The sequence below is a fragment of the Rhodospirillales bacterium genome (genome assembly GCA_018666775.1).
Taxonomy (GTDB): Bacteria; Pseudomonadota; Alphaproteobacteria; order SMXQ01; family SMXQ01; genus JABIXC01.
Genome location: JABIXC010000017.1, coordinates 315270 through 341478 on the forward strand (window position 1 = coordinate 315270; position 26209 = coordinate 341478).

Sequence of the window (26209 nt, forward strand, 5' to 3'; positions counted from 1 at the left end):
ATAAAACAGGGAGCAAGCATGGCCTTACTGATCAAGCCCGGACGGGATGCGGCAGAAAACTGGATTAAAACCATAACAGCAGCAATCCCCGATCTGGATTGTCGCATTTGGCCTGATATCGGTGATCCAGAAGAGGTCAAATACGTTTTGGCCAATGAATTGCCCGATGATGCCTTTGCGCAATTTCCCAACCTGAAATTTGTTGCAGGCACGGCCGTTGGGGTTGAACGAATTTTGAAAAACAAGTCCCTGCCCGCCGATATTCCTGTCATCCGTGCCGCCAACCCCGAACGCGCGGCAACCATGACCGGCTGGGCGTTGCATCATGTGCTTCGCCATCACCGTCATTTTGCCCAGTATGAAGAAAATCAGACCGCCAAAGTTTGGGAACATCTGAAATATCTGCCACCCGAAGATGTGCGCATTGGTGTTATGGGACTTGGTAATCTTGGCGGCACCGTGGCCCGGACATTGGTTGACCTTCGCTATGATGTGGCTGGGTGGGCACGATCCAAAAAGGATATTCCGGGTATTGAAAGCTTTGCCGGACCGGAAGCATTTGAAGATTTTCTCAAACGTTCAGACATTGTCATTTCTATTCTGCCCAATACCAAAGGCACGTTTAAGCTTTTGAACCGGGAACGATTGGCGCTTTTGCCAAAGGGGGCTTACGTCATCAATGCCGGGCGCGGCACATTGCTGGATGAAACTGCATTGATGGAGGCCATTGATTCAGGCGCGCTTTCTGGCGCTGCATTGGATGTTTTGGAAGTGGAACCCCCTGCTGATGATCACCCGTTTTGGGATCATCCAAAGATCACATTGACCCCCCATTATGCCTGTGCCGGGCGCGCGGTCTATGGGGCCCAGGTGATCATTGATGCCATCAAGGATATGCGCGCGGGCAAGCCATTGGCCCGGGTTGTCGATAAGTCTGAGGGCTATTAACCGGTTGAAAAATGCGTGCCGCCGGACAGCAAATGTTCCAGAGCATCGAGCACGGTGGGCACGGCAATCAAGGCTGGATCAACGCCTCCGAAATCTTTTGAATCGATAATCGCCAACCGGTCCACTGTGGGCGCATATTTGGCTGGGTTGTGCTTTGAAAACAAAGACACCAGCGGAACACCGCCCGCAGCCAGCATATGACCGGTCCCTGAATCATTGGAAACAGCAGCCTTTAGACGTTTAGCAAGGGCGATGGCCAACAGTGGCCCTCCCAGCGCATCATTTTGGATTTCAGACTCCGGAAACAGCGCGTCAGGGACGCGGGCCTTGATTTGTTCGATCCATGTTTCTTCATCGGGGCCAAGAAAGAAAACCGCCACCCGCCCCTTTTCAACCTGATCACAGGCCACGGTCATAAAACGATCCAGTGGCCAAATTTTTGCCTTGTCCCCAGCGCCCGGTGCAAATCCCACATAATCTGGCCCTGCTGGCAACAAGTTAGCAGCCAATGCATCACGGGCTGCATCTGCCCCTAATTCCGGCAGGGCTGCGGTGTCTTTTGTTTCGGGGGTAACCCGGTCCAGAAGGCCGATCAGGCCTTTAACAAAGTTTACGGCGCGCGATGTAGAAGAAACCGGTGCCATATCTGAAAACCGGTCATTGGATGTGCCAGAGATAAACACCCCATGGCGGATACGTTTCAAAATCAAGGTTCTGATCATTGCGCGTTGGGTATCGATGATCAGGTCAAAGCTTTCACCTGATAGCGGTCTGGTGGGAATCAGGAATTGTAAAACCCCCGTACCAATGCGGGCATTCTCAATCACCCGATCAATCAGGCCGGTCACCAGTGGTGCCAAAGCACCCGCGTAAGAACATGGGCCGATGCCCGCACACCATGTGATATGGGCATCCGGAAACCGGCAGCGCAATTCGCGGACAAAGGGCAGCTTGACCAATCCATCGCCCACAGTATCCATGCCGGTATAGATCAAGATGGTCTTGAAAGATGATTTATCGATTGTGGGAACACTCATGGGATGGATTGTAGCGTTGAGCAAGCAACCCAATCAAGCATCCCATCCTTCTGTATTCAAAGCGGCTATCGCCCGGCTTAGCCCGTGAGTGCGTGGGGGGGGTGAACCATGCCAATTGGCAGCACAGCACTGGTGAACACAGCACCGTTCCAGGTGGTTGAATCTGTTCTGGCGTCGGTCAGGATGGCGCTGGTCAGGTTTGCTTTGGTAAAATTGGCGTCATTAAGGTTGGCACCGGTAAGATCAACCCCTGTCAAATCGGCCCCGGTGAGTTCCACGGATGACAGATTGGCGGGCCAAACACGGCCAGAGTATTTGCCATCATCGCCAATTAACTGGACAGGGATGATGTTGGCACCAACCAACAACGTTTCCGACATGATTGCGCCGCGCAAATTAATGCCATCCAGAACGGCACCTGAAAAATCACAATCGCGAAGATCAGCCCCGGAAAGATCAGCCATGATTAAATGTGCCCCCCGAAGGTCTGCACCTTGCAGATTAACCCCGCGCAGGTTTGCACCATCAAGCAGTGCTGATTTCAAATCATAATAAGACATATCGGCATTTTGTAGTTCGCACCGTTTTCCCGCACGGCCATCACTGTCCATCCAGATACGGTGATCATGAAGCGAGAGGTTTATCGCTTCATCTTGATTTCCGGTAGATTCTTCTTCTTCGGATGCATCGGTTATTTCTTGTCCCTTATCAATCCTGGCATTGGCCAAATTGGCCCCGGTTAAATCAACCGTGCTCAGATCATGACCTTCAAGGTTGCAACCAGACATATCGGCATTTCGAAAACTGGCACCCCTTATATCGGCCCGATCAAAGTCAGAATTATTAAGGTTGGCATTATTAAACATACTATTGCCCATGCGGGCGTTACTGAAATTACAATGATCCAGCAACGCGCCCTCACAATTTGCATCCATCAGGTTTGCGTCCGTGAAGTCTGCGCCAGTTGCCATGGCATCACACAGGGTGACCTTTTGTAAATCTGCCCCGATGAGATTTGCATTTTGGGATTTTGCCTTGTCCCCATCGGCATTCATCAGACTGCCCCGGCGGATATCAGCTTCGCGTAAATTCGCACCTTGCAAATTGGCACCCTTGAAATCAGCCCCCCTGAAATCAGCACGAATACATTTGCTGTTGGTCATGTCTGCGCTACGAAAAGAAGCACTGAACGCATCGGCATTGCTGAGATCGGAATTGGAAATGTCACACCCATCCATCAAGGCACCAACCAGTTTGGCAGACCCCATGTTGGACGTGTTGAAATCAAGGCCTTCTAGGGTTGCCATTGTAAGGTCTGCGCGCCTGGAACCCGTAATCCCTTTCAACCATTTTCTATGGGATTTAAGAATGGTCACGAGTTCCTGCGGTGTCATGTGTATTCCCTGAATTATTATCGTTGAATATTATGGTATGATTTTAAGGATGCTTCAGTGGTTTGACAGCGTCATCAAATCAAACTTGAATAAAATGTCCTTTATCCATGTCTGCTGGATTGTTCTTTATCTTTGATCCCAATGGGCACGGCGGCACCGGAAAGTTTGGCACCGGTCCAGATGGTCGACTCAGTCCTGGCTTCCATAAGGTTGGACCCAATCAGGTTGGCCTTCGTAAAATTGGCATCATTCAGATTGGCATAAGAAAGATCAGCATCGGTAAGGTTGGCTTCACTTAGGTCTGCTGAGGATAAATTTGCTGGCCAGGAACGCCCGGAAAGATTGCCATCATTTTGAACCAGTTGCACCGGCACCAGGCTGGCCCCGGTAAGCGTGGCATTGGTCATGATGGCACCGCGTAAATTGATGCCGCTCATCACTGCATCCCGAAGGTCACATCCCCTGAGATCAGCACCGGAAAGATCGGCCATGGATAGCTGCGCACCATTCAGGTTTGCACCTTGTAAATTAATGCCGCGTAAATTTGCGCCATCCAGATTGGCTCCTTTTAAATTGTAACCAGACATTTCGGCATTTTGTAGTTCGCACCGTTTGCCCAACCTGCCGTCACTGTCCATCCAGATGCGGTGATCATGCAACGCGTAGGTGATTAATTCTTCATTGTTTACAGGTGCTGGCGGGTCACCGTCATTGCGGAAAAAGATTTGGCCTTCATCCACTTTTACGTTTTGAACCTCGGCCCCGGTGAAATCAATATTGGACAAATCATGGCCTTCAAGATTGCTGCCGGTCAGGTCTGCATTTTTGAAACTGACCCCCCTAAGATCAGCCTTTCTGAAATTCGCATTTTTAAGATTGGCATTATCAAATTTAACATTGCCCAACTGGGCATTGGAAAAATCGCAATGATCCATAAATGCGCCACTGCAATCGGCATCCATCATGTTTGCAGATTCAAAAACCGCACCAGATGCCTGGGAATCACACAGGGTAACCTTTTGCAGGTCTGCATTGCTCAGGTCTGCGGGCTGGGATGTAACATCCTGGCCTTCGACATTCATCAGGTAGCCCCGGCGAATATCGGCTTCGCGTAGATTGGCACCTTGTAAATTGGCACCCTTGAAATTTACACCCCGAAAATCGGCACGGTGGCATTTGCTGTTGGTTAAATCCGCGCCATGAAAGTCCGCGCCAAACGCATCAACACTGGAAAGATTGGAATTGGAAATGTCACATCCATTCATCAAGGCACCGGCCAGCTTGGCCGAATGTAGATTAATGGTGTTGAAATCCAGCCCCTCTAAGGATGCTACAGACAAATCCGCGCGCTTGGCTCCACTCACGCCATTGAGCCATTCTTCATGGGATGCAAGGGTCTCGACAAGTTCTTGGGGTGTCATGTGCGCTCCAATCCAATTCCTGAATAAGGGCACCTAGCGTATCAAAGACAACAAAAACCACGAAGCAGTTACGCCTCAATTACATTTCAAATTGTATATAAAAAAACAGGGATTTATCCGGTTCACTTTCTACCGGTGCCCCCCATGGTCAGCGCCCAAGGCTTGAGCTTCTCCTGATACTGATCGAAGTCATAGAGGGGCTCGTTGAACCCGGCGATAATGTTGATGTAGCGCCTGATATGGGGGGTCGGCTGGCGTTCGGTTACCCCATGTATCGCCATTGGCGAGTTGACGAACATAGCCAGCGTATTGGCACTATATTCTACAGTGTTAACCAGATCGGACTGTTCATCATGGATATGCGTGTTGGCTATCCCCTGCCCCGGAACATAGGGATTTTTAAACAGAGGCTCACCCCGCCAGCGGCAAATTTCGAGGTCCCCGCCTATGGAATCGTCTTCGGGCGTAGGCAAGTAAAAAAGTCCCACGAACAGCTTGTTCGGATCATCAACATGACGTGCCCGCACGCGCGACGGTTCCCGGACGGGTGTATTGATGGAGAATTGGATGTCTACCCATAAATCGGCGCCCTTGTCCTCGATGTCTCGGTGCTGAAACGTCAGTTCTTCAAGGTTTTTCCCCAATCGCTGTTCCATATCCGGATAGCTCTGGCGAATGCCGTCGCCGAGAAGGTCAATGATTTGGCGAAAGAAGTCGTAGGAGTAGTGTACACGCAAGAATTCCTGCCACACGGGATCTATCAGCGTGTTGTCTTCAAAAGCGCGGATTCCCCCCATGTGCAGCAGAATGTTGCTTCTCCCAATTATTTGCTTGGGATCTTTGTATCCTTTCATGCTGAGGATATCAGAGTATGAAGGAAAACGGGCAGCCAGGGTTTCGTAATAGCTGGGTTCCAGCGCTTCAGTGGTGGTCAGATAGGGGTATGGTTCGCTTTTTAGTGACGTGGTCAAGCAGGCTTGTCATTTGATTGCTACCGAAGTGGTTTGGTTCTTAGATAAACTTTACCCAAGCACAAATGAGAAGAACAGTTTTTTTGCCCCCTGATGCCACGAAGAGGCGTGCTTAAAGATGTCTGCAACTCAAGGAATTCAGGGTTACAGGCTGTCTGCGGTTTTGAAAGAGGTTTGGTGCGCCCTGGAGGATTCGAACCTCCGACCCACGGCTTAGAAAGCCGTTGCTCTATCCAGCTGAGCTAAGGGCGCATACCATAACTGAGGGGTATCGGGGTAAGGGTCGGATTAAATGACCCGGTCAAACCGAAAATTATCAGCGTAGCTTTTAATGCGCGGTCTTCGCTGTTGGGGTTCGACCAATTTATAGGCGATATCGTTACGGGTGGCATAGGCCACGGCTTCTTCGCAGGTATCAAATTTCATGCGCAACTGGGCGCGGGCATCATCCGATGACGTCCACCCCATCAATTGGTCCTGTTCGCGCCGACCAGATGGCGCAAATTCCAACAGCCAATATTTTGTTTTGGCCAAGCCCTGCTGCATCGCAGTACGGCTGGGTTGATATATACGGGCATCAGGCATTGTCATATCCAATAGAAAACAGGGTGATTCTTCGAGATATAGGTAAAGGGCGGATGATATTCCGTCAAGTCAGGGAATTTAAAAGGGCTACCAAATATAGATTTTCAGGCTACCATGGCACACGTTACCGAAACCCTTCCTATATGGCCGTGTTCAGGGCTTGAGATCACCAATGGAATTAGATGAAGACCAATCGTTTAAAAACCGGTTGAGCCATTACCAGTCGCTGGACAGTATGGAGGGCGTTGAAGCCACCCCTGAAGCGGGGCCAACGAATTGGTTTATGAAAACCCGCGTTGGTGGGCTTGTTTATTCCACCTACCCAGGTGTCCTTGCTGCGGGCACCATTGCCATTGCGGCCTCTTGGCTATCTACTAATTATAATGCCCCGGTCATGCTATTTGCGCTTTTGCTTGGCATTGCTCTTGCCTTTTTGTCTGAAAATGAACGCTGTCGTCCGGGGATTAATTTTTCCTCACGAACGGTATTGCGCATCGGCGTTGCTTTGCTGGGGTTGCGCATATCCGGGGCGCAAATTGTTGATCTTGGGTTTATGCCGGTTGCAACCGTGGTCATTGGCGTGATGACAACAATGGGTTTGGGCTTTCTGATTTCCAAAAAAATGAAGCTGGGGACTGAATTTGGCCTGTTAACCGGCGGTGCCGTGGCCATCTGCGGGGCCTCTGCTGCACTGGCGATTTCTTCTACCTTGCCCAAATACATCAAGAAAGAACGCGACACTGTTTTGACGGTGATTGGGGTGACATCGCTATCGACCATTGCCATGGTTCTCTACCCGTCTCTCGCGGCATGGCTGGAGCTCACCCATACAGAAGCCGGCGTGTTTATTGGTGGCACCATCCATGATGTGGCCCAGGTGGTAGGGGCAGGCTATATCATCTCGAATGAAACGGGAGAGGTATCGACCTACGTTAAATTGCTCAGGGTCGGGTTATTGGTCCCCGTTGTGGTGCTTTTGTCGTTTGTTTATATGAAACGCCGCCAAGGCGAAGAAACGAAACGGACCACCATTTTGCCGTTCTTTCTCATCGCCTTTTGTGTGCTGGTGGCCTTGAACAGCTTTGTGGTTATTCCGGAATCCATCAAACAGGCCGCCACGACAACCTCAAGCTGGTGTCTGGTGACCGCCATATCTGCGTTGGGGATGAAAACATCCTTCCGCGAACTGGCCAGTGTGGGGTGGAAACCTGTGGCGATGATGATCTCAGAAACGCTCTGGATTGCCGCCCTGGTGCTCGGCATCATCATCTTTATCAAGTAAACTTGGTCGGGGAGAGAGGATTCGAACCTCCGACCCCCTGCTCCCAAAGCAGGTGCGCTACCAGGCTGCGCTACTCCCCGAATGCGCGCAATCTAGGCATGAAGCACCGCCCCTGCAAGGCGGAAACGACCCTATTATAATTAAATTATATTTAATTCATAAATATCAATTGGATATGATGGGTTCTTAAGTTATTAAATACCCCAAAAAAGGGCGTTTTGTTAAACTATTTTTAAGCCCGATCCCCGAAAATATGTAGATACGGTGGCCTTTGCATGTTCATGAACAGGAAGTTCTGAAAGCAAGGCCGGGAGGTCGTATCATGTTGAACAGAATGAACACCAAAATTTTGATGGCCATTATCATCGGCGGGCTATTTTTGCTGCCCACGATGGAACCAAAAGCGGCCAATTCAGCATGTGACGCCCGAAACAAGGTTCTCAGCCAGTTATCCCATAAATTCAAAGAATCCCCCGTGGCCATGGGCCTTGCCAGCAATGGCGGGGTTATGGAACTGCTCCGTTCCCATGAGGGATCGACCTGGACGATGATCCTGACCATGCCCAACGGCACGGCGTGCTTGATTGCCGGCGGTGAAAACTGGGAACAGCTTATGCCCCGGTTGGCCAAAGGCCCAAGCATCTAGGATAAAGACCAAGAAAAAGGCAGGGATATCGCTATCCCTGCCCCATATTCTATGTGTTGGAACGCTATTTACACGCCACAGATTGCGCCTCAGTACCAGCCTTGAGATAGGTAAAGGTACACGTCATGCCGGGTTTGATAGCTTTGCGTTTGGCTTTTTTGCCATTGAGCGTGACCTTTGTACGGGACCCAGAAACCTTGGCCTTCACTTCTTTGCCCTTGTACATAATGTAAATCCGGCGGCCACCGCGTTTGGTCTTGGTCACCTTTCCGGTGTGCTTGGCAAGTTTGATGGTCACTTTGACCTTTTTGCCCTTGTAGCGAATGAACCCCTTAAGCTTGTTGATGATGTGTCTGGGGGCGGCGGCAACCGTTTTGATCATGTCCTGAATTTCTTCGCCCGTGACCACAACAATGTCGCGGTTTTGTTTTTTGGCACTGGCAAGGAATGACGTGTCCTTGACCATGGCATTAAACGCGGTACGCACGAGCTTAACCCGCTTTGCTGGTACGCCCGGGCCCATGACATAGGGCCTGCCCATGACCTTTTGGGTCAACATCAACCGCCAATAGGTTTTGGCTTCTTCGACCGTGACACCGGGCACCACATGTTTGGCATCAAGATAGTCAAAAATCATCGGAACATTGGGGATTTTTGGATGTTTTTTCAGGGATAATTGAACCAGGAAATTATACTTCTGCTTCCAGTCAGGATGGCCCTGAATGGCAGACGAAAACGAATGGGATTCGCCAGAAACCTCACCCCGTTCAATGGCCAAATCAATGGCTGTTGAAGATGGGTAGCCTGAAATGATTTTGAATTTGGTGCCAATGGTGTTGTTCATCAGGGCCGGATAAACCTCTGAATCATTGGGACCGGATGATCCCATGATTACCGACGTTTTAAAGGCATCTTCCATGGTTTTGACAGGGCTGGAGTGCCATGTTTTGACAATCCCCGCTTCATTATTAAGGCTGCCAATCCACTGGAACTTGATGGGATCAAATTTTGGTCCCTTGTTACCAAGAATTTGCTCAAACGGCGCGCCGCGTTGTGGGGCGCCTAGAACCGTGCCGTCTTGTGGGGCGACATTGTAAACATAATTGGCCGAAATGATGGAACCAGCCCCCGGCATATTGCGAACAATAAATTTGGGGTTTCCGGGCAAATGATCGCCCATGTGCTTTGCAACCAACCGGGCATAGGTATCAAACCCCCCACCCGGTGATGACCCCACAACCACGCTGATGCGTTTACCCTTATAAAAATCAGCAGCACTTGCGCCAGAAACTGGCACCGCGCTGATTGCCAGGCCGATTGCTAAACCAGATAAAAGTGTTGTTGTTTTTCCTATTGATGACATTGCCCTACCCCCTTTTTTTAATTTTTTTAAAAAGCGTTCCAGCAATTCAAGAACGTATCCATTAGGGTTAATTCTGGGTTTGTTTTATTTAAAATGCAACAAGATTGCATGTTTGGGTGGTTATGGACGGGTGTAAATTCAAACCAACACGTATAAGAACCCATCGCAGATATTATTTGGATTGATAAAGTGAACACAAAATCGAATACAGACTTTGATGCAATTATTATTGGCGCCGGGGCGGCCGGGCTATTTTGTGCCATGACGGCAGGTGCCAGGGGCTTGCGGGTTTTGGTTCTGGATCATGCAGACACACCGGGTAAAAAAATTCTAATATCGGGTGGCGGGCGATGTAATTTTACCAATCTTGAGAGTACCCCGGACCGGTTTCTTTCAAAAAACCCGCACTTTTGCAAATCTGCATTGGCCCAATACACCCAATATGATTTCATAGACTTGGTTCAAAAACACAAAATTGCATACCATGAGAAGACACTGGGCCAATTGTTTTGCGATGGATCTGCAAAATTGATCCTTCAAATGCTTTTGGGTGAATGCAAGGCGGCCTCCGTTGATCTTCGTTTGAACCATGTCATCACCGACATCACAAAGTCTGATCGCTTTCAAATTACCACCAATTACGGCACCTTTTCGGCCCGATCCTGCGTGCTGGCAACCGGTGGGTTATCCATTCCTAAAATGGGCGCGACCGGTTTCACCCATAAAATCGCAAAGCAGTTTAAACTATCCCAGACCCAGACCTATCCCGGACTGGTGCCACTGACATTCAGCGATCAAGACCTTCAACTGATGACGCCGCTTAGCGGGATCGCTTTGAATGTGATCGCACGCGTTGGGGAAACTGCATTTCAGGAAAACATGCTGTTCACCCATCGTGGGTTATCTGGCCCGGCAATCCTTCAGGCATCAAACTATTGGCGAATAGGTGACCCATTACACATCGATCTGTTGCCTGGAATTGATGCATCAACGTTTTTGCTGGCGCAGAAAAAATCAAACCCGAAATCAGAGCCAAAGACTGTTTTAACGGCCCATCTTCCAACCCGGCTCGCCCATGCCATATCCATGGCACACCTTCCTGAATATGAAACACCCAGAATGATTGGCGAGATTGCAGACCGGGACCTGAACCATCTTGGCCTAACCATCAACCAATGGCTTTTGGAACCCTCCGGGTCAGAAGGCTACGCCAAGGCAGAAGTCACGGTCGGCGGCATTGATACGGCTGCGCTCTCATCAAAAACCATGGAAGCCAATGCGGTGCCCGGGCTTTACATTATTGGTGAAGCGGTCGATGTGACAGGGTGGCTTGGGGGATATAATTTTCAATGGGCATGGTCTAGCGGCTGGGTGGCCGGTCAGGCATTGGCAAATTAACGTGCTACCCGCCATGCCCGCCAATGGTCGCACCCAGAACTGTGCCTAAGCTGATGATCAGCAAAACCCAATGCAGACGCTGGATCATGCGAAAGGTTTCAATGGGATGGCTTTGGGCACGGGCCATGAAGAACCGGTGCAAAAACAGCGGCTCGGCAATAAACAACATGAATGAGAAAACCAGCCATACAAACACCATGGCATGCATCCACCAATAATCGAGCGTCGAAAACCTTGATGCCAAATCCATGGTGTGGACCATGTAAAACCCGGTCAGGCCGACCAGCAAAGTCGTCCCCCGGGCTTGCCACGCGAACCGGCCCTCTATGATTTCAAATAAATCCACCGGGTTCCCGGTTTCGATGTTGCGCCGGATAGATGGCAATAAAACAGTGGTCACAAAACCGACCCCGCCAATCCACAACACAACACCAAGCACATGGAGTGCACGGGCGATAATGACATCATCGGGCATGAACTGATTCCTGCTTCATTTAATTGCGCAATTACTGTACAGGCTTGTTCAGTATCATACGAATTTTTTGGGCAAGTTTTACCTTGGGAAAGGGTTTTTGAAGAAATTCCACATCTTTATCAAAAAATTTCTGATCGATGTTTGCAAGATTGCTGTACCCCGAAGTGTAGAGCACCCTGATATTCGGGTTTAGCTTTTTAGCTTCAGCAACAATTTCCGGCCCGCTCATCCCACCTGACAGAACAACATCTGTGATCAAAAGACTTTCTGGGTCCATTTTCTTAAATACTTGAAGGGCAGTATTGCCATCTGATGCTTCCATCGTTTGATAGCCCAAACTGTGTAAAATATTGACCGTCATAGCCCGAACGTCTGGGTCATCTTCAACAACCAAGATGGTTTCTCCACGCCCTTTGGGCATTTTTTCCGGAGTGGGCAATCCGTTTAATGAAATTTGTTCTGTTTGTGGCAGGTATATTTTTATGGTCGTCCCTTCGGATTCCACAGAATGCAATACCACGTGCCCCCCTGATTGCTTGATAAAGCCATAAACCATGGAAAGGCCAAGACCACTCCCCTCGCCCACCTCTTTTGTTGTAAAAAAGGGATCAAACGCGTGCTCTGCCACATCAGCTGGCATTCCCTTGCCCGTGTCGGTCACCATAACCATGACATAGTCACCTGGGGTAACCTCAGCCTCCATTGATGCATCATCGGCAACCAGGGTTGCGTTGCTGGTATGTAAGCTCAATGTCCCCCCGCCCGGCATTGCATCCCGGGCATTGATGGCAAGGTTCAAGATAACATTTTCGAACAGGACAGGATCAACCAGACACTGACAAAGATTGCTATCGTTTGCGATCATAATTTCAATTGTTTCCCCAAGGGCACTACGCAACAAGCCCTGCATGTTATCAATCAATGCACCGGCATCGATCGCCTCTGTCTTCAATGTCTGTTTTCGTGAAAATGCCAACAGCTGATTGGTAAGAGATGCGCCCCGTTCACTGGCACGCATAATTGTTTTTAAATATGGGCGAACATCCCCCCCGGACTCTGCAATTTCATCGGCAAGTTCCAGATTGCCAATGCTGACGGCGAGTAAATTATTAAAATCATGGGCAATGCCCCCGGTTAACTGGCCAACGGCTTCCATTTTACTGGCTTGGCGAAGGTTTTCTTCTGTCTGTTTTTGTTCCGTAACATCCTCGAATGTATTCATGTACCCCCCATTGGGCATTGGGCGGCGATGATAGATAAAAGTCTTCCCGAAATGCGATTGGACTTCAATCCTTCGTTCAGCATTATTTTTAGACCGTAAAATTGCTTGCTTTGTGGCTTCCTGTACATCTGCATCCCCGTAATATCCAGATTCAGCACGGTACCGAATGATATCTTCATGTTTGATCCCAACTTTAAAAACTCCGGGTGGGAAGCCATAGAATTCATCCATTTTCTTGTTGAATGCAACCAGCCTGGTATCAGCATCATAAACAGCAATTCCCTGGTTCATATTTTCAAATGTTGCCTCCAGCAGTTCTGATTGTTCTTTCATTAATCGGGCATTTTTTCGCTGTGTATAAATCCAGATGCCAAACCCTAAAACGAGAAGAATCAACAACATCCCAATACTTATTGTGAACGCCTTCTGCAAACGATCCTGGGCATACTTGTTAGGATCATAAATTGCCGCATTGGCATCGAAAGAATTTTTCACCAAACCAGAATCTTTAAGGGCCTTGTGCATCCTGCTCCAGCGTGCAGGATTGGTGTGGCCAAGCGTAATGACATTTTGTTTGATAAGGTTTTCTACCGGTCCTACCTGAGCAAGATTAAATCCGACAGCATCTTTAAGGGGGATTTTACGGCGCAATTTTCCGGCAATTCGAACAGCAATTTCATCTGAATTCTGAAGTGCATATTTCCAACCTTGCAAGCTGGCACGGATAAACCCATCAACAACACCTGGACTTTCTTTGATCAAATCTTCGTGGGTAAAAATTGACCCGCCATAGAAATCAACACCATAGGTTGAGGGACGCAGCATTGTTAATTTTAGCCCCAACTCCTTGGCCAACCAGCCTGCTGAAATTGTAAATCCGGCTGCAATATCTGCATGCCCCAATGCGAGATCTCTAAGACCCAGTTTGTTACGGATTGGCTGCGTGTTGATGAATGTGGTGTTGATGTTTTCTGCCCGCAGCATCGCCATCAGTTCAGGATAGGCGCGGCCAGTTTTTCCCCGGGTTGCAATGCGGTATCGCAACAAATCTGAGACAGATTGAACCCCGGTTTGGACACGGGAATAAAATGCGACGGGGCTATGCTGAAAAACAGACGATAGAATAACAAGTGGGCTTCCGGCATCCCGGGCTTTCAGAATATCAATCGCGCCAACCCCGAAATCTGCACGCCTGTTTGAAACTTCCTTGGCTGATTTGTGAAATTTGCCACCGGGCTCAAATGCTGAACGGATGGTTACATCCAACCCCTGTTTGGCATAATATCCTTTCCAAAGTGCGGCATAGTAACCTGCGAACTGGTACTGATGATCCCACTGCAATTGCAATGTGACTTTTTTATCCAGGGCTAAAGCTTTGAAGGGAAAAAAAGCAGCGAACAGTAAGGCGATCAGTCCTCTTGATAATTTCACAAAAACTCACCTCATCTATCGTACAAGATTCAACCTCATCATATATAAAGCCCATCGTTAAGCATAAAAATGAGTATGTGGTCAAAAGTGACCGCTATGACTGCGAATCAGGGGTGATTGGCATATCATCATAATCATTTTGAATAAGTTAAAAAAACTTGGGGCTAAGACGATACCGACGCCAATGATTTCAAATGATCGGCGGCATTGAAATAGGGCAAATTATCCTGAACTGAACAGCCAAGAATTGCCAACCGTTCAGCAATTTTGATGGCCTTTTGATATTTGCGTTCGCTTTCATCCAGGCTGTGGGTTTGAAAAACCGTGCCACAAAGTGATATGCCGTAATGGGCCTGCAAGGTTCGGATGATTCTACCGGCCAACATGCCATCGGCAATCAGGGAAAGATCAAAATCGGGTTGTTTAACAATCTGGATTTTGTTTTTGACTAAATAGCCACGAATGCGCGCTTCGGCCGCCAGGGCTTCATCCCAATAATCTGATTCAGATTGCGTCGGATCGCCAGAGACTTCTACAAATGCCATACAGAACGCAAGAAAGACCTGTTCTTTTGCATTGGCCGATTTCCATGCTGTGCCACCAAGACGTGTCCAAACCGACAGGTCCATTTCATCGAAAACCCTTGGCACCCGTTCAAAGAACAAACGATGCAGCCCGTTTTCATTTAACAGACTATCGAGCTTTTGTTCCTTGTAAATATCGATGGCGGCATAGGTACCGCAAACCGGACAGGTGTCATCTTCATAGGCATTCTTTTTATAAATATGTGAACACCGTGTACCAGATGGCAGTTTGTTGTTGCACAGCAGATAAATTTCTTTGGCGTCTTCATCATCTTGCTGTTGGCCAATCCAGTTGAAACGGTTCATGAATTGAAGATAAGACCCCCGGTGGCTCCAGAGACTCCATTCCAGCTTTTCTACCGGCCCAAATGTGCTCCAATTGGAGCTGACATCAATAACAACGCATTTGTCTTTTCCGGGTGCTGACCGCAACCCACGGCCCACCGATTGTCCCCACAAAACCTTTGATAAGGTCGGACGCAGGTGAACGATAATATTGCAATGGGGATTGTCCCAGCCTTCAGCAAGCACGCCAACAGACACCATGGCTTCGACCTCACCATCTTCGTGTTGCTTCAGTAATTTCATTCGCTGTTTGATCGGGGTCTGGGCCGTAACGATGGCCGCATTGATGCCCAGTTTTTGAATGCAGTTAAGCGTTGCCTCGGCAACACTGACATCTGCACAGAACCAGGCAGATACAGGCGGGATGCCGAGCTTCTCGCGCTCTTCCATGTAGCTCCAGGTGGCATAATCAATCATTGAAGATTTGATAATTGCCGGGGCCAGTTTTGCGACTGGAAAGTCACCTGAACTGATATCAATGCCCTTCAAATTAAGGTCGTGGACAAAATGCGGGCGGTAAACTGGCTGCACCAAAACGCCTTCTTCGATCAGGTTTTCAATATTGGCGCAATCAATAATGGCATCGAAGGCCAAATTGAGCTGGTCCCGCTGATCACCCGTGCGACGCTCCGGCGAAGCCGTTAACCCCATGAACTGGGCTTCTGGTTTACCGTTTTCTTTGAAATCATCGATAATGCGTTTGTAGCCCCTGCCATTTGGCGATACCCGGTGGGCTTCATCGACGATAATAAGATCGGCCTTTGGCACAGCATCCGACAAAACGTCTTTTGCCCGCATATTAGTTGAAAGCAAAATGTCATAATCTTTAAAGGCGGGGCCTTTATCTGAAACTGTCAGCTTTCTGACTTTATGCTTCTTGCGCAATGCGGCTTCCAGCTGTTCCAGTAGAACAAGCCGGTGGCAAAGCACGATAATCTTCTTGTTCTTGTAAAACCGCTCGATGATTTCACTAGCAAGCACGGTCTTCCCGGCACCGGTGGGCGCTTTTAGGATAAACCGACGGTTTTTTTGAACGATCGACGGAAAGGTGTCGATGATTTCTTGTTGCCAATTTCTGAGTTGCATCGAGGGGTTATATCAAAGAATGGAAGCCTGTACAGTACAAGGCTCTGGATATTCCAAAATAATTCGTTATTTCTCTTCAAGCGCGGCGTTTAGGGCCTGTTTCGATACCAACGCCAGGCATCTTCTATGATTGTGCCTATATCCTGTCGAGCGGGTTCCCAGCCCAGAACCTTGCGGGCAAGGCTGCAATCAGCAACCAACCGAGGAGGATCACCGGCGCGGCGCGGCGCATGGGTTAGGGGAATGTCACATCCCGTCACTTCACCTGTTTTGTCGATCACTTCACGCACGGAATAACCCTGCCCGGTACCTAGGTTAAAAACACCCCCTTCAAATCCTGAAAGAAGCTTTTTAAGGGCCAAAACATGGGCATCGGCCAAGTCAGTGACGTGAATATAATCGCGGATACAGGTGCCATCGGGGGTGTCGTAATCATCACCAAAGACTGAAATGCCATCAGACTTTTGAGATGCGGCATCAAATATCAGAGGAATAAGGTGGCTTTCAGGGTCATGGGCCTCGCCTATTTCCCCGTCCCCATCGGCACCTGCAGCATTAAAATACCGTAGGCTGACCGATCGCAAACCAAAGGCAGCACCGTAATCACCAAGCATGTCTTCGATCATCAATTTGCTGCGCCCATAGGGATTAATGGGCGCTTTTGGGTGATCTTCGGTTATGGGAACCGTCTCGGGCTCGCCAAAAATGGCGCAGGTACTGGAAAAAACAAACTTATCAATGCCCGTATCCTTAACCGCACCAAGCAGGCTCATGGAGCCCCCAACATTATTGCGATAATAAAGGTCAGGCTGCGATACTGATTCGCCAACATACGCAAAGGCTGCAAAATGTAATACGGCCACCGGGTCATGGCGCCCGATAACATCGCGCAACCGATCACCATCTAAGATATCGCCTTCTTCCAATGGCCCCCATTTGACGGCCCAGCGGTGACCCCGGCTAAGATTATCATAGCAAACAGGGGTGAACCCGGCTTTGGCAAGCGCTTTACAGGCATGGCTCCCGACATAGCCAGCACCACCTGTAACCAGAATGTTCGGCATCTCTAATCCGCCCGATCAATTCGGTTTTGTTCCATGGCCACTATTTCTAAATCCCCGGCCACCATTTCCTTCACCAATTCAGAAAAAGTCGTCTTGTGTTGCCAACCAAGAATTTTCTTGGCCTTGCTGGGGTCCCCAAGCAAGGATTCAACCTCTGTTGGGCGGAAATAACGCTGATCAATACGAACCAGGACATCGCCGGTTGCGGCATCGACACCGGTTTCATCAACCCCTTTTCCCTGCCATTCAATTTTGCGATCAATTTCTAAAAATGCACACTCTACAAATTCTCGAACAGAATGTGTTTCGCCTGTTGCCAACACATAATCATCGGCAACATCTTGTTGAACCATCTGCCACATGCCTTCGACATAATCACGGGCATGCCCCCAATCGCGGGTCGCGTCCATATTCCCCAAATAAAGGGTATCTTGCATCCCCAAAGACATGGCCGCAACGGCGCGGGTGATTTTGCGGGTTACGAATGTTTCACCCCGGATCGGACTTTCGTGATTAAACAAAATGCCGTTGGATGCATGCATGCCATAGGCTTCGCGATAATTCACCGTTGTCCAATAAGCATAAAGTTTAGCTGATCCATAAGGGGAACGCGGCCGGAACGGGGTGGTTTCACTTTGCGGGGTTTCCTAAACCTGCCCATAAAGTTCAGAGGTTGATGCCTGATAAAAACGGGTCTTTTCTTCCAGCTTCAATATGCGCATGGCTTCCAGCAGTCGGAGCGCGCCTAACCCATCGGCATTGGCCGTGTATTCAGGGGTTTCAAAACTAACTTGAACATGACTTTGGGCTGCCAAATTATAAATTTCGTCGGGTTCCGTTTCCTGAACAACACGGATCAAATTGGTTGCATCGGTCATATCACCGTAGACCATGCGAAAATTCTGGGAATCCTGATGCGGGTCAAGGTAAAGGTGATCCACCCTTGCCGTATTAAATGAAGATGAACGCCGTTTAATGCCCCAAACTTCGTAGCCTTTGGCCAAAAGAAATTCCGCCAAATAAGCCCCGTCTTGGCCTGTGATACCCGTGATCAATGCGCGTTTTGTCATCTAATTTATCCCAGAATTATCTTTCACGAAGCACGTGTTCATTTTCAAGATACCACCCGTAGTATTTTTCCAAACCGTCCTTAAGGGACGTCGGTGCTGTCCACCCCAAAGCTGTCAGTCGAGAAACATCCAGAAGCTTTTGAGGCGACCCGTCGGGCCGGGTAGCATCAAATTCTAGGTTTCCCTTAAAGCCAACAACGGCCGCAATCATTTCAGAAAATTCACGAATTGTAACATCGCGTCCCTGACCAATATTGAGGTGCACATCACCGGAATAATTTTTCATCAAGAAAATACAGGCATCGGCCAAATCATCCGCCCATAAGAATTCGCGCCGCGGCGTGCCTGATCCCCAGACAGAAACCGTGGCATCGTTTGCCAGTTTTGCCTCATGGAAACGATGCAACAGGGCTGCAGCAACATGGCTGTTGGAAGGATGAAAATTATCCCCGATACCGAATAAATTAGTCGGCATCACCGTGATGAAATCGCATTCGAATTGTTGGCGGTAGGCCTGGCATAATTTTATGCCTGCAATCTTGGCGATGGCATACCATTGGTTTGTCGATTCCAGCGGACCCGTCAGCAGCGATTCTTCTTGTATAGGCTGAGGCGCTTCGCGGGGATAAATGCAGCTTGAACCCAGAAAAAGAAGTTTTTCAACACCAATGCTTTTGGCACCGTGAATGACGTTCATTTCCATCGCAAGATTGTCATAAAGAAAATCTGCCGGATAGGTCGAATTGGCATGAATGCCGCCAACCCTGCCCGCTGCAACAAAAATAGCATCTGGTTTATTGTGTGCCATCCATGTTTCAACATCGGCTTGCCTGCGCAGATCCAGTTTGTCATGACCAACGGTCAATATCTCACAGGGTTCTGATTGCAGGCCGCGCATAATTGCCGAACCCGCCATGCCGGTATGCCCCGCGACCCAGACGCGTTTGCCAGAAAGATTAAAAGACATAATTTATACCCCACCCATTGCCACGACAGTTGCCTGCATATTTATCTAACGCCATTGGGCGCCTTTGTACCAGCGACTTTGACTATAACCCTGTCACCCGGTTTAAAGCCAAGACGCGATGCAGACCCACCGATCAGTTCCAATACATAACTGGCTTGTCTGCTTGATGAAATGATGCGCTTTGAGCCAGGGACCGCACGTTCATGGATATGTGTGATAACCCCGGAGTCGTTAATAAAAAGCATATCCAAGGGGATCAGCGTATTCGCCATCCACATATTGATCATTTGTTCACGGCCATAAATGAACAACATCCCACGATCAGGTGCAAGAGAGCGTCGAAACATCAACCCTTGGCGTCTTTGGGGCTCACTTTTTGCTATTTCGACGGTGAAGCGGTGTTGTTTCCCATCAGAGCGCACCCAAAGGGGGGCCGTATCAAAGCCTTGCCCTAAAGACTTGTTATTATCGACAACAGCCAATGCAGCAAACATCACGCATGGCGCAATGAGTGCAACCAACAAACGGCGAAAAAAGGGTTTGGCACGAAAAATCATTTGGAAAGAATAGAGCGGATTGATGGGCAATAAAATTAATAAAAAACCCCGCACGCCAACAACCATTGGCATGCAATAACGGCATCCCCGCAGAATGCCCCCTGTTTAGCCGGCCTGTATTTCGGTCGCTTGTGGTCCTTTAGGACCATCGGCAACACGAACCCTGACATTTTGGCCCTCTTCAAGTTCTCCCAGACCGGAACGGCGCAAGGTTACCATATGGACAAAAACATCGCGTTCGACTCCATTTTGGCAAACAAACCCATACCCTTTATCTGCGTTGAACCATTTGACCGTTGCATCGGTAAAATCATCGCCTGGGCCTAAATCTGGTTGTTCAATCGCATTTGGGTCCTCGGCGACAGCCGTGCTTTCGTCAACTTCCAGAATTTTGGTGACTTGCAACCCCTTGGCACGGTCCTCAATAAGAACTTGCACGGTGGTCCCGGGAAGAAGGTTTTCATAACCCGCATCACGTAATACAGAAAGGTGGAGAAAAGCATCCGCCATACTGTCTGCTACGGTTACAAAACCAAATCCTTTAACAACATTGAGCCACTTTATGACGCCACTTATTTCGCGTTCTTCACAGGGCTCTTGATCGACATGACTATCACTCATTGTCTAACTGGCCTCCCTACTGACTAACTAGTTGCGAAACGTTAGCATCTTTTTTCAGAACTGACAAACCTTCCACCATAGGTTTATAAATCAAGCCACATTGAGAGGCGAAACCGTTAATTATTTAACTTTTTGAAACCCGGTGATGCACTCGGACAACGCCAATATTGGGCCCTTAAAGTAAAGGCTGCCACGGGGCTTGACTGGGGACGGGCAAATTTGTATCCCCTATTCAGGTGCCAACAATCAAAAAATGGCACAAAAACAGGTGAAGGCATCAAAAACCGGTGAAAAACGGCACCTCTATCACGCATGCAATTGGCCTGGGGCTTTCTATGTTTGTCCTGTGGCTTTTGTTATCAGGACACTATACCCCCCTGATTCTCGGGTTTGGGGTCGCATCCTGCGTGGTTATTGTCATGATTGGCATGCGCCTTGACTTCATTGATCACGAAGCCGTTCCCCTTCACATCAGTTTTGGATGGTTCGCTTATACGGCTTGGTTGGGAAAAGAAATATTCAAAGCCAACATTGATGTCGCCCGCATCATTTTAGCCCCTAAATTGCCTATCAGCCCTGTCATGGTGCGTGTCCCTGCAACGCAGAGCACCGACATGGGAAAGGTGATCTATGCCAATTCTATCACCCTGACACCCGGCACCATTTCTGTAGAAGTCGAACCCCACGAAATTCTGGTCCATGCCATTACCCGCGATGCAGCCGCTGGCCTTGCGGATGGCGATATGGACCGCCGCGTTGATGCGATCGAAACACGATGAGCATGTTCGCCGCCGCCGCAATTGCTTTAATCATAGCCATGGTACTGGCCATGGCACGGCTTTATGCCGGCCCCACCCTGTATGACCGGGTATTGGCCGCAAATTCATTCGGGACAAAAACAGTGCTTTTGATCGGGGTTATGGGTTTTCTGACCGAACGCCCGGATTTTCTCGACATATCCTTGCTCTATGCCCTGTTGAATTTCATTGGCACCATCGCTGTCTTGAAATTCTTTAGATACCGCACCCTGGGGGATCACATTGAACCACCCTCTGTTTCTTCAGGGGACGATCAATGATCCAGCTCATCATCGATAGCTTTAGCTGGGCACTTTTGATGGGCGGGGCATTTTTTGTCCTGATCGGCGCCACGGGGCTCATCCGTCTACCCGATTTTTATACCCGGATGCATGGGGCCGGCATCACAGATACATTGGGCGCAGACCTTATCTTGCTTGGCTTAATGTTGCAGGCGGGCTTCACACTGGTGACGGTTAAACTGTTCCTGATCGGGGCATTCCTGTTGATCACCAGCCCGTCATCCAGCCATGCCATTGCCAATGCGGCCTTTACGGCGGGCCTGAACCCACAGGTAGCCCCCGATGATGGGCCAGATGGAGACGGGTCATAGAAAACGCCATTAACATTGCACTTTTGCTGTTTCTGGGACTAACCGCCTTTGCTATTTTGCGGCTGCGCGCCCTGTTTGCCGTGGTGATGTTGTCCAGTGTCTATTCACTGGTGTCAGCGGCCCTTTTGGTTCATCTCGATGCTGTCGATGTCGCCTTTACAGAAGCAGCCGTGGGTGCGGGCATCTCAACAGTCTTGATGCTGGCGACCCTGGCCCTGACCACGCGCCATGAAAAAGAGCCAACCCACACCAGTCTGCTGCCCCTTGTTGTTGTATTTCTGACAGGAATTGCTCTGGTTTATGGCACGCTGGATATGCCCCGTTTCGGGGACCCATCAGCCCCCATCCATCACCATGTCGCCCCTAAATATATCAATGATACCGGCAGCGAAATTGGCATGCCTAATATTGTCACCGCAATTTTGGCCAGCTACCGTGGTTTTGATACGCTGGGCGAAGTAACCGTGATCTTTACCGCAGGCATTGGTGTTTTGCTTCTGATAGGCGCCTTTATCCGCGAACCAGATGGCAACACGATCCAGACAATGGAACATCATCTAGTGTTGCGCCTGGTGACGAAGCTTCTGATTGGCCCAATTTTATTGTTTGCCCTTTATGTTCAATTCCATGGTGACTATGGCCCTGGTGGGGGCTTTCAGGCAGGGGTCATTTTTGCAGCGGCCTTTATCATTTACGCCCTTGTCTTTGGTCTTGAAACAGCCAGGCGGGTCGTTCCCGGACGGGTCATCCGAATTATGTTGGCTGCCGGCGTCCTTCTTTATGGCGGCGTTGGAGTAATCAGCCTGTTTTTTGGCCAAAACTATCTCAATTACAGCGTCCTGGGCTCCACTGCTGTTGCCGGCCAGCATCTTGGCATTCTACTGGTTGAATTCGGGGTTGGCATGACGGTCGCAGCCGTCATGGTTTCGACCTATTACGTCTTCTCAGGACAAATTCCTCCCATTAGCGATGAGGAATGGTGATGAACTGGAACGACGTCCTTGGGTTATTCAATTACTGGATGGTCATCATTTTGATGATGATGGGCCTGTATATTGTTGTGTCACGCGGCAATCTTGTCAAAAAGATCGTCGGGCTCAACATCTTCCAGACCTCAGTTTTTCTCCTCTATATCTCTATGGGCAAGGTTTCTGGTGGCACGGCCCCAATCTTGACCGGAAAACCAGAAGTGTTTTCAAACCCCCTGCCCCATGTCTTGATCCTGACAGCCATTGTCGTTGGCATTGCCACCACGGCATTGGGGTTGGCTTTGGTGGTGCGGATCAAACAGTCCTACGACACCATCGAAGAAGACGAAATTCAGAAAGCCGATGAAGAAATGGAATTTGGCAAACCAAGCGGGGATTCCAAGCCGTGATTTCAGCCCATCTTCCCATTCTCCAAATTGTTGTGCCCTTGCTGGCCGCGCCCATCAGTGTGTTTTTTCGCCGCGCGGCCATTGTTTGGTATCTGACGCTGATCGTCAGCATCATTACGCTTGCCATTTCCATCACCCTTTTGGCACAAACCCTGGATCAGGGCGTCATTTCGTACGCGCTTGGTAACTGGGCGGCACCCTTTGGCATTGAATACAGAATTGATGCCGTTAACGCCTTTGTGCTGGTGATCATCTCTGCCATTGGTACCATTGTCCTGCCCTACGCCCGGGTCAGTGTTGCCAATGAAATTGAGCCACACAACCAATCCCTGTTTTATACCTGCTACCTTTTATGCTTCACCGGATTGCTGGGCATGGTGATCACGGGCGATGCCTTTAATATTTTTGTGTTTCTGGAAATATCATCCCTTTCCACCTATGTGCTGGTTGCCCTTGGGGCAAAACAAGACCGCCGTGCGCTGACCGCGTCTTATAATTATCTGGTCATGGGGACCATCGGGGCCACCTTCTTTGTGATCGGTGTCGGGCTTCTTTATATGATGACCGGAACTCTGAACATGGCTGATCTGGCCCAGAAGATTCCTGCTATTGGCTCAAACCGGACAGTGGTTGTGGCCTTTGCCTTCATCGTTACCGGGCTTGGCCTGAAACTGGCGATGTTCCCGCTGCATTTGTGGTTGCCCAATGCCTATGCCTATGCGCCATCGGCGGTGACCGTCTTTCTGGCAGCAACGGCAACAAAGGCTGCGGCCTACTTGTTGCTGCGTTTCCTGTTTACCGTTTTTGGTGCCGATTTCCCCATTCTTGGTCCAACGCTCACCTATTTGTTGATGCCTCTGGCCATCATTGCCATGTTTGCAGCATCCACCGTCGCCATCTTTCAGGTCGATATCAAACGGATGCTGGCGTATTCGTCCTTAGGACAATTGGGCTACATGGTGCTGGGCATCAGTTTTGCATCCGTTGCTGGTCTGACAGCCACCATCATTCACCTGTTTAATCACGCGTTGATGAAGGGTGCCCTGTTTATGGCGCTGGGTGCCATTGTGTTGCGCCTTGGCACCGCCAGCATCGATAGCATGCGGGGTCTTGGCCGCCAGATGCCCTGGACCATGGCAGCCTTTGTTGTCGGTGGTTTAAGCTTAATTGGGGTGCCGCTAACAGTCGGGTTTATCAGCAAATGGTATTTAATCGTCGCAGCACTGGAAGCTGGATATTGGCCCATTGCGGTTGCGATTGTCGCGAGCTCCCTATTGGCGGTCATCTATATCTGGCGCGTCGTCGAAGCCGCTTACTTTGAGGAAGCCCCTGAGGGCAGTAACGTTGAAGAAGCCCCACTTTCTATGTTGATCCCAACATGGACACTGATCGGCGCCAATGTTTATTTCGGAATTGATGCCAGTCTGACCACATCCGTTGCCGGACAAGCAGCACGTATTTTGCTGAAGGTTGGATCATGACCATCTCCCTTGCCCTGATGCTTTCTTTGGCTATTCCCATGGCTGGCGCTGTGCTGATTGCCTTCAATGGCAAACGCCAAAATATTCGGGAATCCATCACACTGGTAACAGCCGTGTTGTTGTTTATCGATGTGTTGTGGATTTTACAGCCCTTTTTGGCCGGCCATGAAATGGCGTTAACGTTGGGCCAGGTGATGCCCGGGTTAAACATCGCCCTTCGCATTGAACCGCTGGGGATGATGTTTGCGCTGATTGCATCAGGATTGTGGATTGTTAATTCGATCTATTCCATCGGCTACATGCGCGCCAACAATGAACAAAATCAAACACGGTTTTATGTCTGTTTTGCCATTGCCATTTTTTCGGCTATCGGCATTGCCTTTGCGGCCAATATGTTCACCCTGTTTATTTTCTACGAAGTCCTGACCATCTCCACCTATCCGCTTGTCACCCACAAAGGCAACGACGAAGCACGACGCAGCGGGCGCATTTATCTAGGGCTTTTGATTGGCACTTCCATTGGCCTGCAGATGACAGCCATCATCTGGACATGGTTGGCGACCGGCACCCTTGATTTCACCAAGGGCGGCATTATCAACGGCCATGTATCGGCAAGCGTGATGCCCATCCTTCTTGGGCTCTATATGTTTGGCATTGGCAAGGCAGCACTCATGCCTTTCCATCGCTGGCTGCCCGCAGCCATGGTTGCCCCAACCCCTGTCAGCGCGCTGCTTCATGCCGTGGCCGTGGTGAAGGCCGGTGTCTTTACGGTCATGAAAGTGGCCGTCTACATCTTTGGCATTGATACCTTGTCAAAGACCGGTGCGTCACAATGGCTGATCTGGGTGGCGGCCTTTACGCTGGTTACGGCGTCTGTCATTGCGTTAACAAAGAACAATTTGAAAGCAAGGCTGGCCTATTCAACCATCAGCCAGTTGGCCTATGTAACGCTGGGGGCTGCCATGGCAACGTCCATGGGAGTCATTGGTGGGTCCATGCACATCGCCATGCACGCCATGGGCAAAATCACGCTGTTTTTCTGTGCCGGTGCCATTTACACCGCCGTTCACAAAACCGAAATTTCAGATATGGATGGCCTTGGAAGGATCATGCCCTTCACCTATGGGGCATTTTTAATCGGGGCACTTTCCATTATTGGCCTGCCCCCCATGGGCGGTTCATGGTCAAAGTGGTATCTGATGATGGGTGCCGCTGATACGGATCAATACATCCTGATTGGCATCTTGATGTTAAGCTCGTTGCTGAATGTGGCCTACCTGTTGCCCATCATTGGACGTGGCTTCTTTATCAGCAACAAAGAATTTGAAGCCCAGGGCACAGGTCTCGGCAGCATTAGGGAAGCACCTCTGTTTTGCGTCATCCCGCCCATGCTCACAGCGGCAGGTTGTTTAGCCCTGTTCTTTTATGCAGACAAGCTCTATCGGTTGCTCGAGCCTATGGTGCGGCCTTAAG

At 49.5% G+C, this 26209-nt stretch carries 24 protein-coding genes, 2 tRNA genes and 1 pseudogene; 11 read left to right on the forward strand and 16 right to left on the reverse strand.

Going from position 1 to position 26209, the window contains the following annotated elements; genetic code table 11:
• Positions 1-18 precede the first annotated feature (18 nt).
• Positions 19-948: a glyoxylate/hydroxypyruvate reductase A gene (locus HOJ08_09470; protein MBT5673660.1), complete on the forward strand. Its 930-nt coding sequence runs from the start codon at positions 19-21 to the stop codon at positions 946-948.
• Here the strand turns inward: HOJ08_09470 and HOJ08_09475 are convergent.
• From HOJ08_09475 to HOJ08_09500, 6 genes are all read right to left on the reverse strand, one after another.
• A complete protein-coding gene (locus tag HOJ08_09475) occupies positions 945-1985 on the reverse strand; it encodes a glycosyltransferase family 9 protein (protein ID MBT5673661.1) in 1041 nt (346 codons plus the stop codon). The genes HOJ08_09470 and HOJ08_09475 overlap by 4 nt on opposite strands.
• Before the next feature lie 77 nt (positions 1986-2062).
• Positions 2063-3379: a pentapeptide repeat-containing protein gene (locus tag HOJ08_09480; GenBank protein ID MBT5673662.1), complete on the reverse strand. Its 1317-nt coding sequence runs from the start codon at positions 3377-3379 to the stop codon at positions 2063-2065.
• Between the two features lie 101 nt (positions 3380-3480).
• On the reverse strand, positions 3481-4800 hold the full coding sequence (locus tag HOJ08_09485) for a pentapeptide repeat-containing protein (GenBank protein MBT5673663.1): 1320 nt from the start codon (positions 4798-4800) through the stop codon (positions 3481-3483).
• Between the two features lie 122 nt (positions 4801-4922).
• Positions 4923-5771: a hypothetical protein gene (locus HOJ08_09490; GenBank protein MBT5673664.1), complete on the reverse strand. Its 849-nt coding sequence runs from the start codon at positions 5769-5771 to the stop codon at positions 4923-4925.
• Positions 5772-5946: 175 nt separating this feature from the next.
• Positions 5947-6023: transfer RNA gene (locus tag HOJ08_09495), tRNA-Arg, on the reverse strand.
• Between the two features lie 36 nt (positions 6024-6059).
• Complete coding sequence (locus tag HOJ08_09500; GenBank protein MBT5673665.1) at positions 6060-6356, reverse strand: ETC complex I subunit; 297 nt, start codon at positions 6354-6356, stop codon at positions 6060-6062.
• A 283-nt stretch (positions 6357-6639) separates the two neighbouring features.
• On the opposite strand from HOJ08_09500, the gene HOJ08_09505 reads away from it, so the two are divergent.
• Positions 6640-7638: a putative sulfate exporter family transporter gene (locus HOJ08_09505; protein ID MBT5673666.1), complete on the forward strand. Its 999-nt coding sequence runs from the start codon at positions 6640-6642 to the stop codon at positions 7636-7638.
• A 3-nt stretch (positions 7639-7641) separates the two neighbouring features.
• Here HOJ08_09505 and HOJ08_09510 read toward each other — a convergent pair.
• Positions 7642-7718: transfer RNA gene (locus HOJ08_09510), tRNA-Pro, on the reverse strand.
• A gap of 242 nt (positions 7719-7960) precedes the next feature.
• Here HOJ08_09510 and HOJ08_09515 point away from each other — a divergent pair.
• Positions 7961-8284 carry a hypothetical protein gene (locus HOJ08_09515; protein MBT5673667.1) on the forward strand — a complete coding sequence of 108 codons (324 nt, stop codon included), beginning with the start codon at positions 7961-7963 and terminating at the stop codon, positions 8282-8284.
• A gap of 64 nt (positions 8285-8348) precedes the next feature.
• Here the strand turns inward: HOJ08_09515 and HOJ08_09520 are convergent, their stop codons facing one another.
• Positions 8349-9647, reverse strand: a complete 1299-nt coding sequence (locus tag HOJ08_09520; protein ID MBT5673668.1) for a hypothetical protein — start codon at positions 9645-9647, stop codon at positions 8349-8351.
• Between the two features lie 189 nt (positions 9648-9836).
• Here HOJ08_09520 and HOJ08_09525 point away from each other — a divergent pair, with 189 nt between their 5' ends.
• Positions 9837-11045, forward strand: coding sequence for an NAD(P)/FAD-dependent oxidoreductase (locus HOJ08_09525; GenBank protein MBT5673669.1), 1209 nt, complete (start codon positions 9837-9839; stop codon positions 11043-11045).
• Between the two features lie 4 nt (positions 11046-11049).
• Here the strand turns inward: HOJ08_09525 and HOJ08_09530 are convergent, their stop codons facing one another.
• The 8 genes and pseudogenes from HOJ08_09530 to HOJ08_09565 form a co-directional block, all read right to left on the reverse strand.
• Positions 11050-11520 (reverse strand): hypothetical protein, encoded by a 471-nt coding sequence (locus HOJ08_09530; protein MBT5673670.1) that lies wholly within the window; start codon positions 11518-11520, stop codon positions 11050-11052.
• 31 nt (positions 11521-11551) lie between these two features.
• Positions 11552-14173 (reverse strand): ABC transporter substrate-binding protein, encoded by a 2622-nt coding sequence (locus HOJ08_09535; protein ID MBT5673671.1) that lies wholly within the window; start codon positions 14171-14173, stop codon positions 11552-11554.
• 164 nt (positions 14174-14337) lie between these two features.
• Positions 14338-16188 (reverse strand): DEAD/DEAH box helicase, encoded by a 1851-nt coding sequence (locus HOJ08_09540; GenBank protein ID MBT5673672.1) that lies wholly within the window; start codon positions 16186-16188, stop codon positions 14338-14340.
• Between the two features lie 89 nt (positions 16189-16277).
• Positions 16278-17252, reverse strand: a complete 975-nt coding sequence (gene galE / locus HOJ08_09545) for a UDP-glucose 4-epimerase GalE (protein MBT5673673.1) — start codon at positions 17250-17252, stop codon at positions 16278-16280.
• Positions 17253-17254: 2 nt separating this feature from the next.
• Positions 17255-18322: pseudogene (gene gmd / locus HOJ08_09550) on the reverse strand (GDP-mannose 4,6-dehydratase).
• 16 nt (positions 18323-18338) lie between these two features.
• Positions 18339-19289 carry a GDP-L-fucose synthase gene (locus HOJ08_09555; GenBank protein MBT5673674.1) on the reverse strand — a complete coding sequence of 317 codons (951 nt, stop codon included), beginning with the start codon at positions 19287-19289 and terminating at the stop codon, positions 18339-18341.
• A 41-nt stretch (positions 19290-19330) separates the two neighbouring features.
• Positions 19331-19783, reverse strand: coding sequence for a DUF192 domain-containing protein (locus tag HOJ08_09560; GenBank protein MBT5673675.1), 453 nt, complete (start codon positions 19781-19783; stop codon positions 19331-19333).
• 168 nt (positions 19784-19951) lie between these two features.
• Positions 19952-20467, reverse strand: coding sequence for a cold shock domain-containing protein (locus tag HOJ08_09565; GenBank protein MBT5673676.1), 516 nt, complete (start codon positions 20465-20467; stop codon positions 19952-19954).
• 335 nt (positions 20468-20802) lie between these two features.
• Between HOJ08_09565 and HOJ08_09570 the strand changes: the two genes are divergently transcribed.
• The 7 genes from HOJ08_09570 to HOJ08_09600 are packed head-to-tail and all read left to right on the forward strand — an operon-like array spanning position 20803 to position 26208.
• Positions 20803-21246, forward strand: coding sequence for a Na+/H+ antiporter subunit E (locus tag HOJ08_09570; protein MBT5673677.1), 444 nt, complete (start codon positions 20803-20805; stop codon positions 21244-21246).
• Positions 21247-21248: 2 nt separating this feature from the next.
• Complete coding sequence (locus HOJ08_09575; protein ID MBT5673678.1) at positions 21249-21545, forward strand: pH regulation protein F; 297 nt, start codon at positions 21249-21251, stop codon at positions 21543-21545.
• Positions 21542-21877 (forward strand): monovalent cation/H(+) antiporter subunit G, encoded by a 336-nt coding sequence (locus tag HOJ08_09580; protein MBT5673679.1) that lies wholly within the window; start codon positions 21542-21544, stop codon positions 21875-21877. Before HOJ08_09575 ends, HOJ08_09580 begins: the two co-directional genes overlap by 4 nt.
• Positions 21874-22860 (forward strand): DUF4040 domain-containing protein, encoded by a 987-nt coding sequence (locus tag HOJ08_09585; protein ID MBT5673680.1) that lies wholly within the window; start codon positions 21874-21876, stop codon positions 22858-22860. The genes HOJ08_09580 and HOJ08_09585 overlap by 4 nt, the downstream gene beginning before the upstream one ends.
• A complete protein-coding gene (locus HOJ08_09590; GenBank protein ID MBT5673681.1) occupies positions 22860-23255 on the forward strand; it encodes a cation:proton antiporter subunit C in 396 nt (131 codons plus the stop codon). Before HOJ08_09585 ends, HOJ08_09590 begins: the two co-directional genes overlap by 1 nt.
• Complete coding sequence (locus HOJ08_09595; protein ID MBT5673682.1) at positions 23255-24736, forward strand: monovalent cation/H+ antiporter subunit D family protein; 1482 nt, start codon at positions 23255-23257, stop codon at positions 24734-24736. Before HOJ08_09590 ends, HOJ08_09595 begins: the two co-directional genes overlap by 1 nt.
• Complete coding sequence (locus HOJ08_09600; GenBank protein ID MBT5673683.1) at positions 24733-26208, forward strand: monovalent cation/H+ antiporter subunit D family protein; 1476 nt, start codon at positions 24733-24735, stop codon at positions 26206-26208. Before HOJ08_09595 ends, HOJ08_09600 begins: the two co-directional genes overlap by 4 nt.
• Position 26209: the final 1 nt, after the last annotated feature.

Bases quoted from the DNA above. Each gene is read 5' to 3' on its own strand.
- HOJ08_09470 (MBT5673660.1), top strand. From the start codon at position 19: ATGGCCTTACTGATCAAGCCCGGACGGGATGCGGCAGAAAACTGGATT.
- HOJ08_09475 (MBT5673661.1), bottom strand. From the start codon at position 1,985: ATGAGTGTTCCCACAATCGATAAATCATCTTTCAAGACCATCTTGATC.
- HOJ08_09480 (MBT5673662.1), bottom strand. From the start codon at position 3,379: ATGACACCGCAGGAACTCGTGACCATTCTTAAATCCCATAGAAAATGG.
- HOJ08_09485 (MBT5673663.1), bottom strand. From the start codon at position 4,800: ATGACACCCCAAGAACTTGTCGAGACCCTTGCATCCCATGAAGAATGG.
- HOJ08_09500 (MBT5673665.1), bottom strand. From the start codon at position 6,356: ATGCCTGATGCCCGTATATATCAACCCAGCCGTACTGCGATGCAGCAG.
- HOJ08_09505 (MBT5673666.1), top strand. From the start codon at position 6,640: ATGAAAACCCGCGTTGGTGGGCTTGTTTATTCCACCTACCCAGGTGTC.
- HOJ08_09515 (MBT5673667.1), top strand. From the start codon at position 7,961: ATGTTGAACAGAATGAACACCAAAATTTTGATGGCCATTATCATCGGC.
- HOJ08_09520 (MBT5673668.1), bottom strand. From the start codon at position 9,647: ATGTCATCAATAGGAAAAACAACAACACTTTTATCTGGTTTAGCAATC.
- HOJ08_09530 (MBT5673670.1), bottom strand. From the start codon at position 11,520: ATGCCCGATGATGTCATTATCGCCCGTGCACTCCATGTGCTTGGTGTT.
- HOJ08_09540 (MBT5673672.1), bottom strand. From the start codon at position 16,188: ATGCAACTCAGAAATTGGCAACAAGAAATCATCGACACCTTTCCGTCG.
- galE (MBT5673673.1), bottom strand. From the start codon at position 17,252: ATGCCGAACATTCTGGTTACAGGTGGTGCTGGCTATGTCGGGAGCCAT.
- HOJ08_09555 (MBT5673674.1), bottom strand. From the start codon at position 19,289: ATGTCTTTTAATCTTTCTGGCAAACGCGTCTGGGTCGCGGGGCATACC.
- HOJ08_09560 (MBT5673675.1), bottom strand. From the start codon at position 19,783: ATGTTTGCTGCATTGGCTGTTGTCGATAATAACAAGTCTTTAGGGCAA.
- HOJ08_09565 (MBT5673676.1), bottom strand. From the start codon at position 20,467: ATGAGTGATAGTCATGTCGATCAAGAGCCCTGTGAAGAACGCGAAATA.
- HOJ08_09570 (MBT5673677.1), top strand. From the start codon at position 20,803: ATGTTTGTCCTGTGGCTTTTGTTATCAGGACACTATACCCCCCTGATT.
- HOJ08_09575 (MBT5673678.1), top strand. From the start codon at position 21,249: ATGTTCGCCGCCGCCGCAATTGCTTTAATCATAGCCATGGTACTGGCC.
- HOJ08_09580 (MBT5673679.1), top strand. From the start codon at position 21,542: ATGATCCAGCTCATCATCGATAGCTTTAGCTGGGCACTTTTGATGGGC.
- HOJ08_09590 (MBT5673681.1), top strand. From the start codon at position 22,860: ATGAACTGGAACGACGTCCTTGGGTTATTCAATTACTGGATGGTCATC.
- HOJ08_09600 (MBT5673683.1), top strand. From the start codon at position 24,733: ATGACCATCTCCCTTGCCCTGATGCTTTCTTTGGCTATTCCCATGGCT.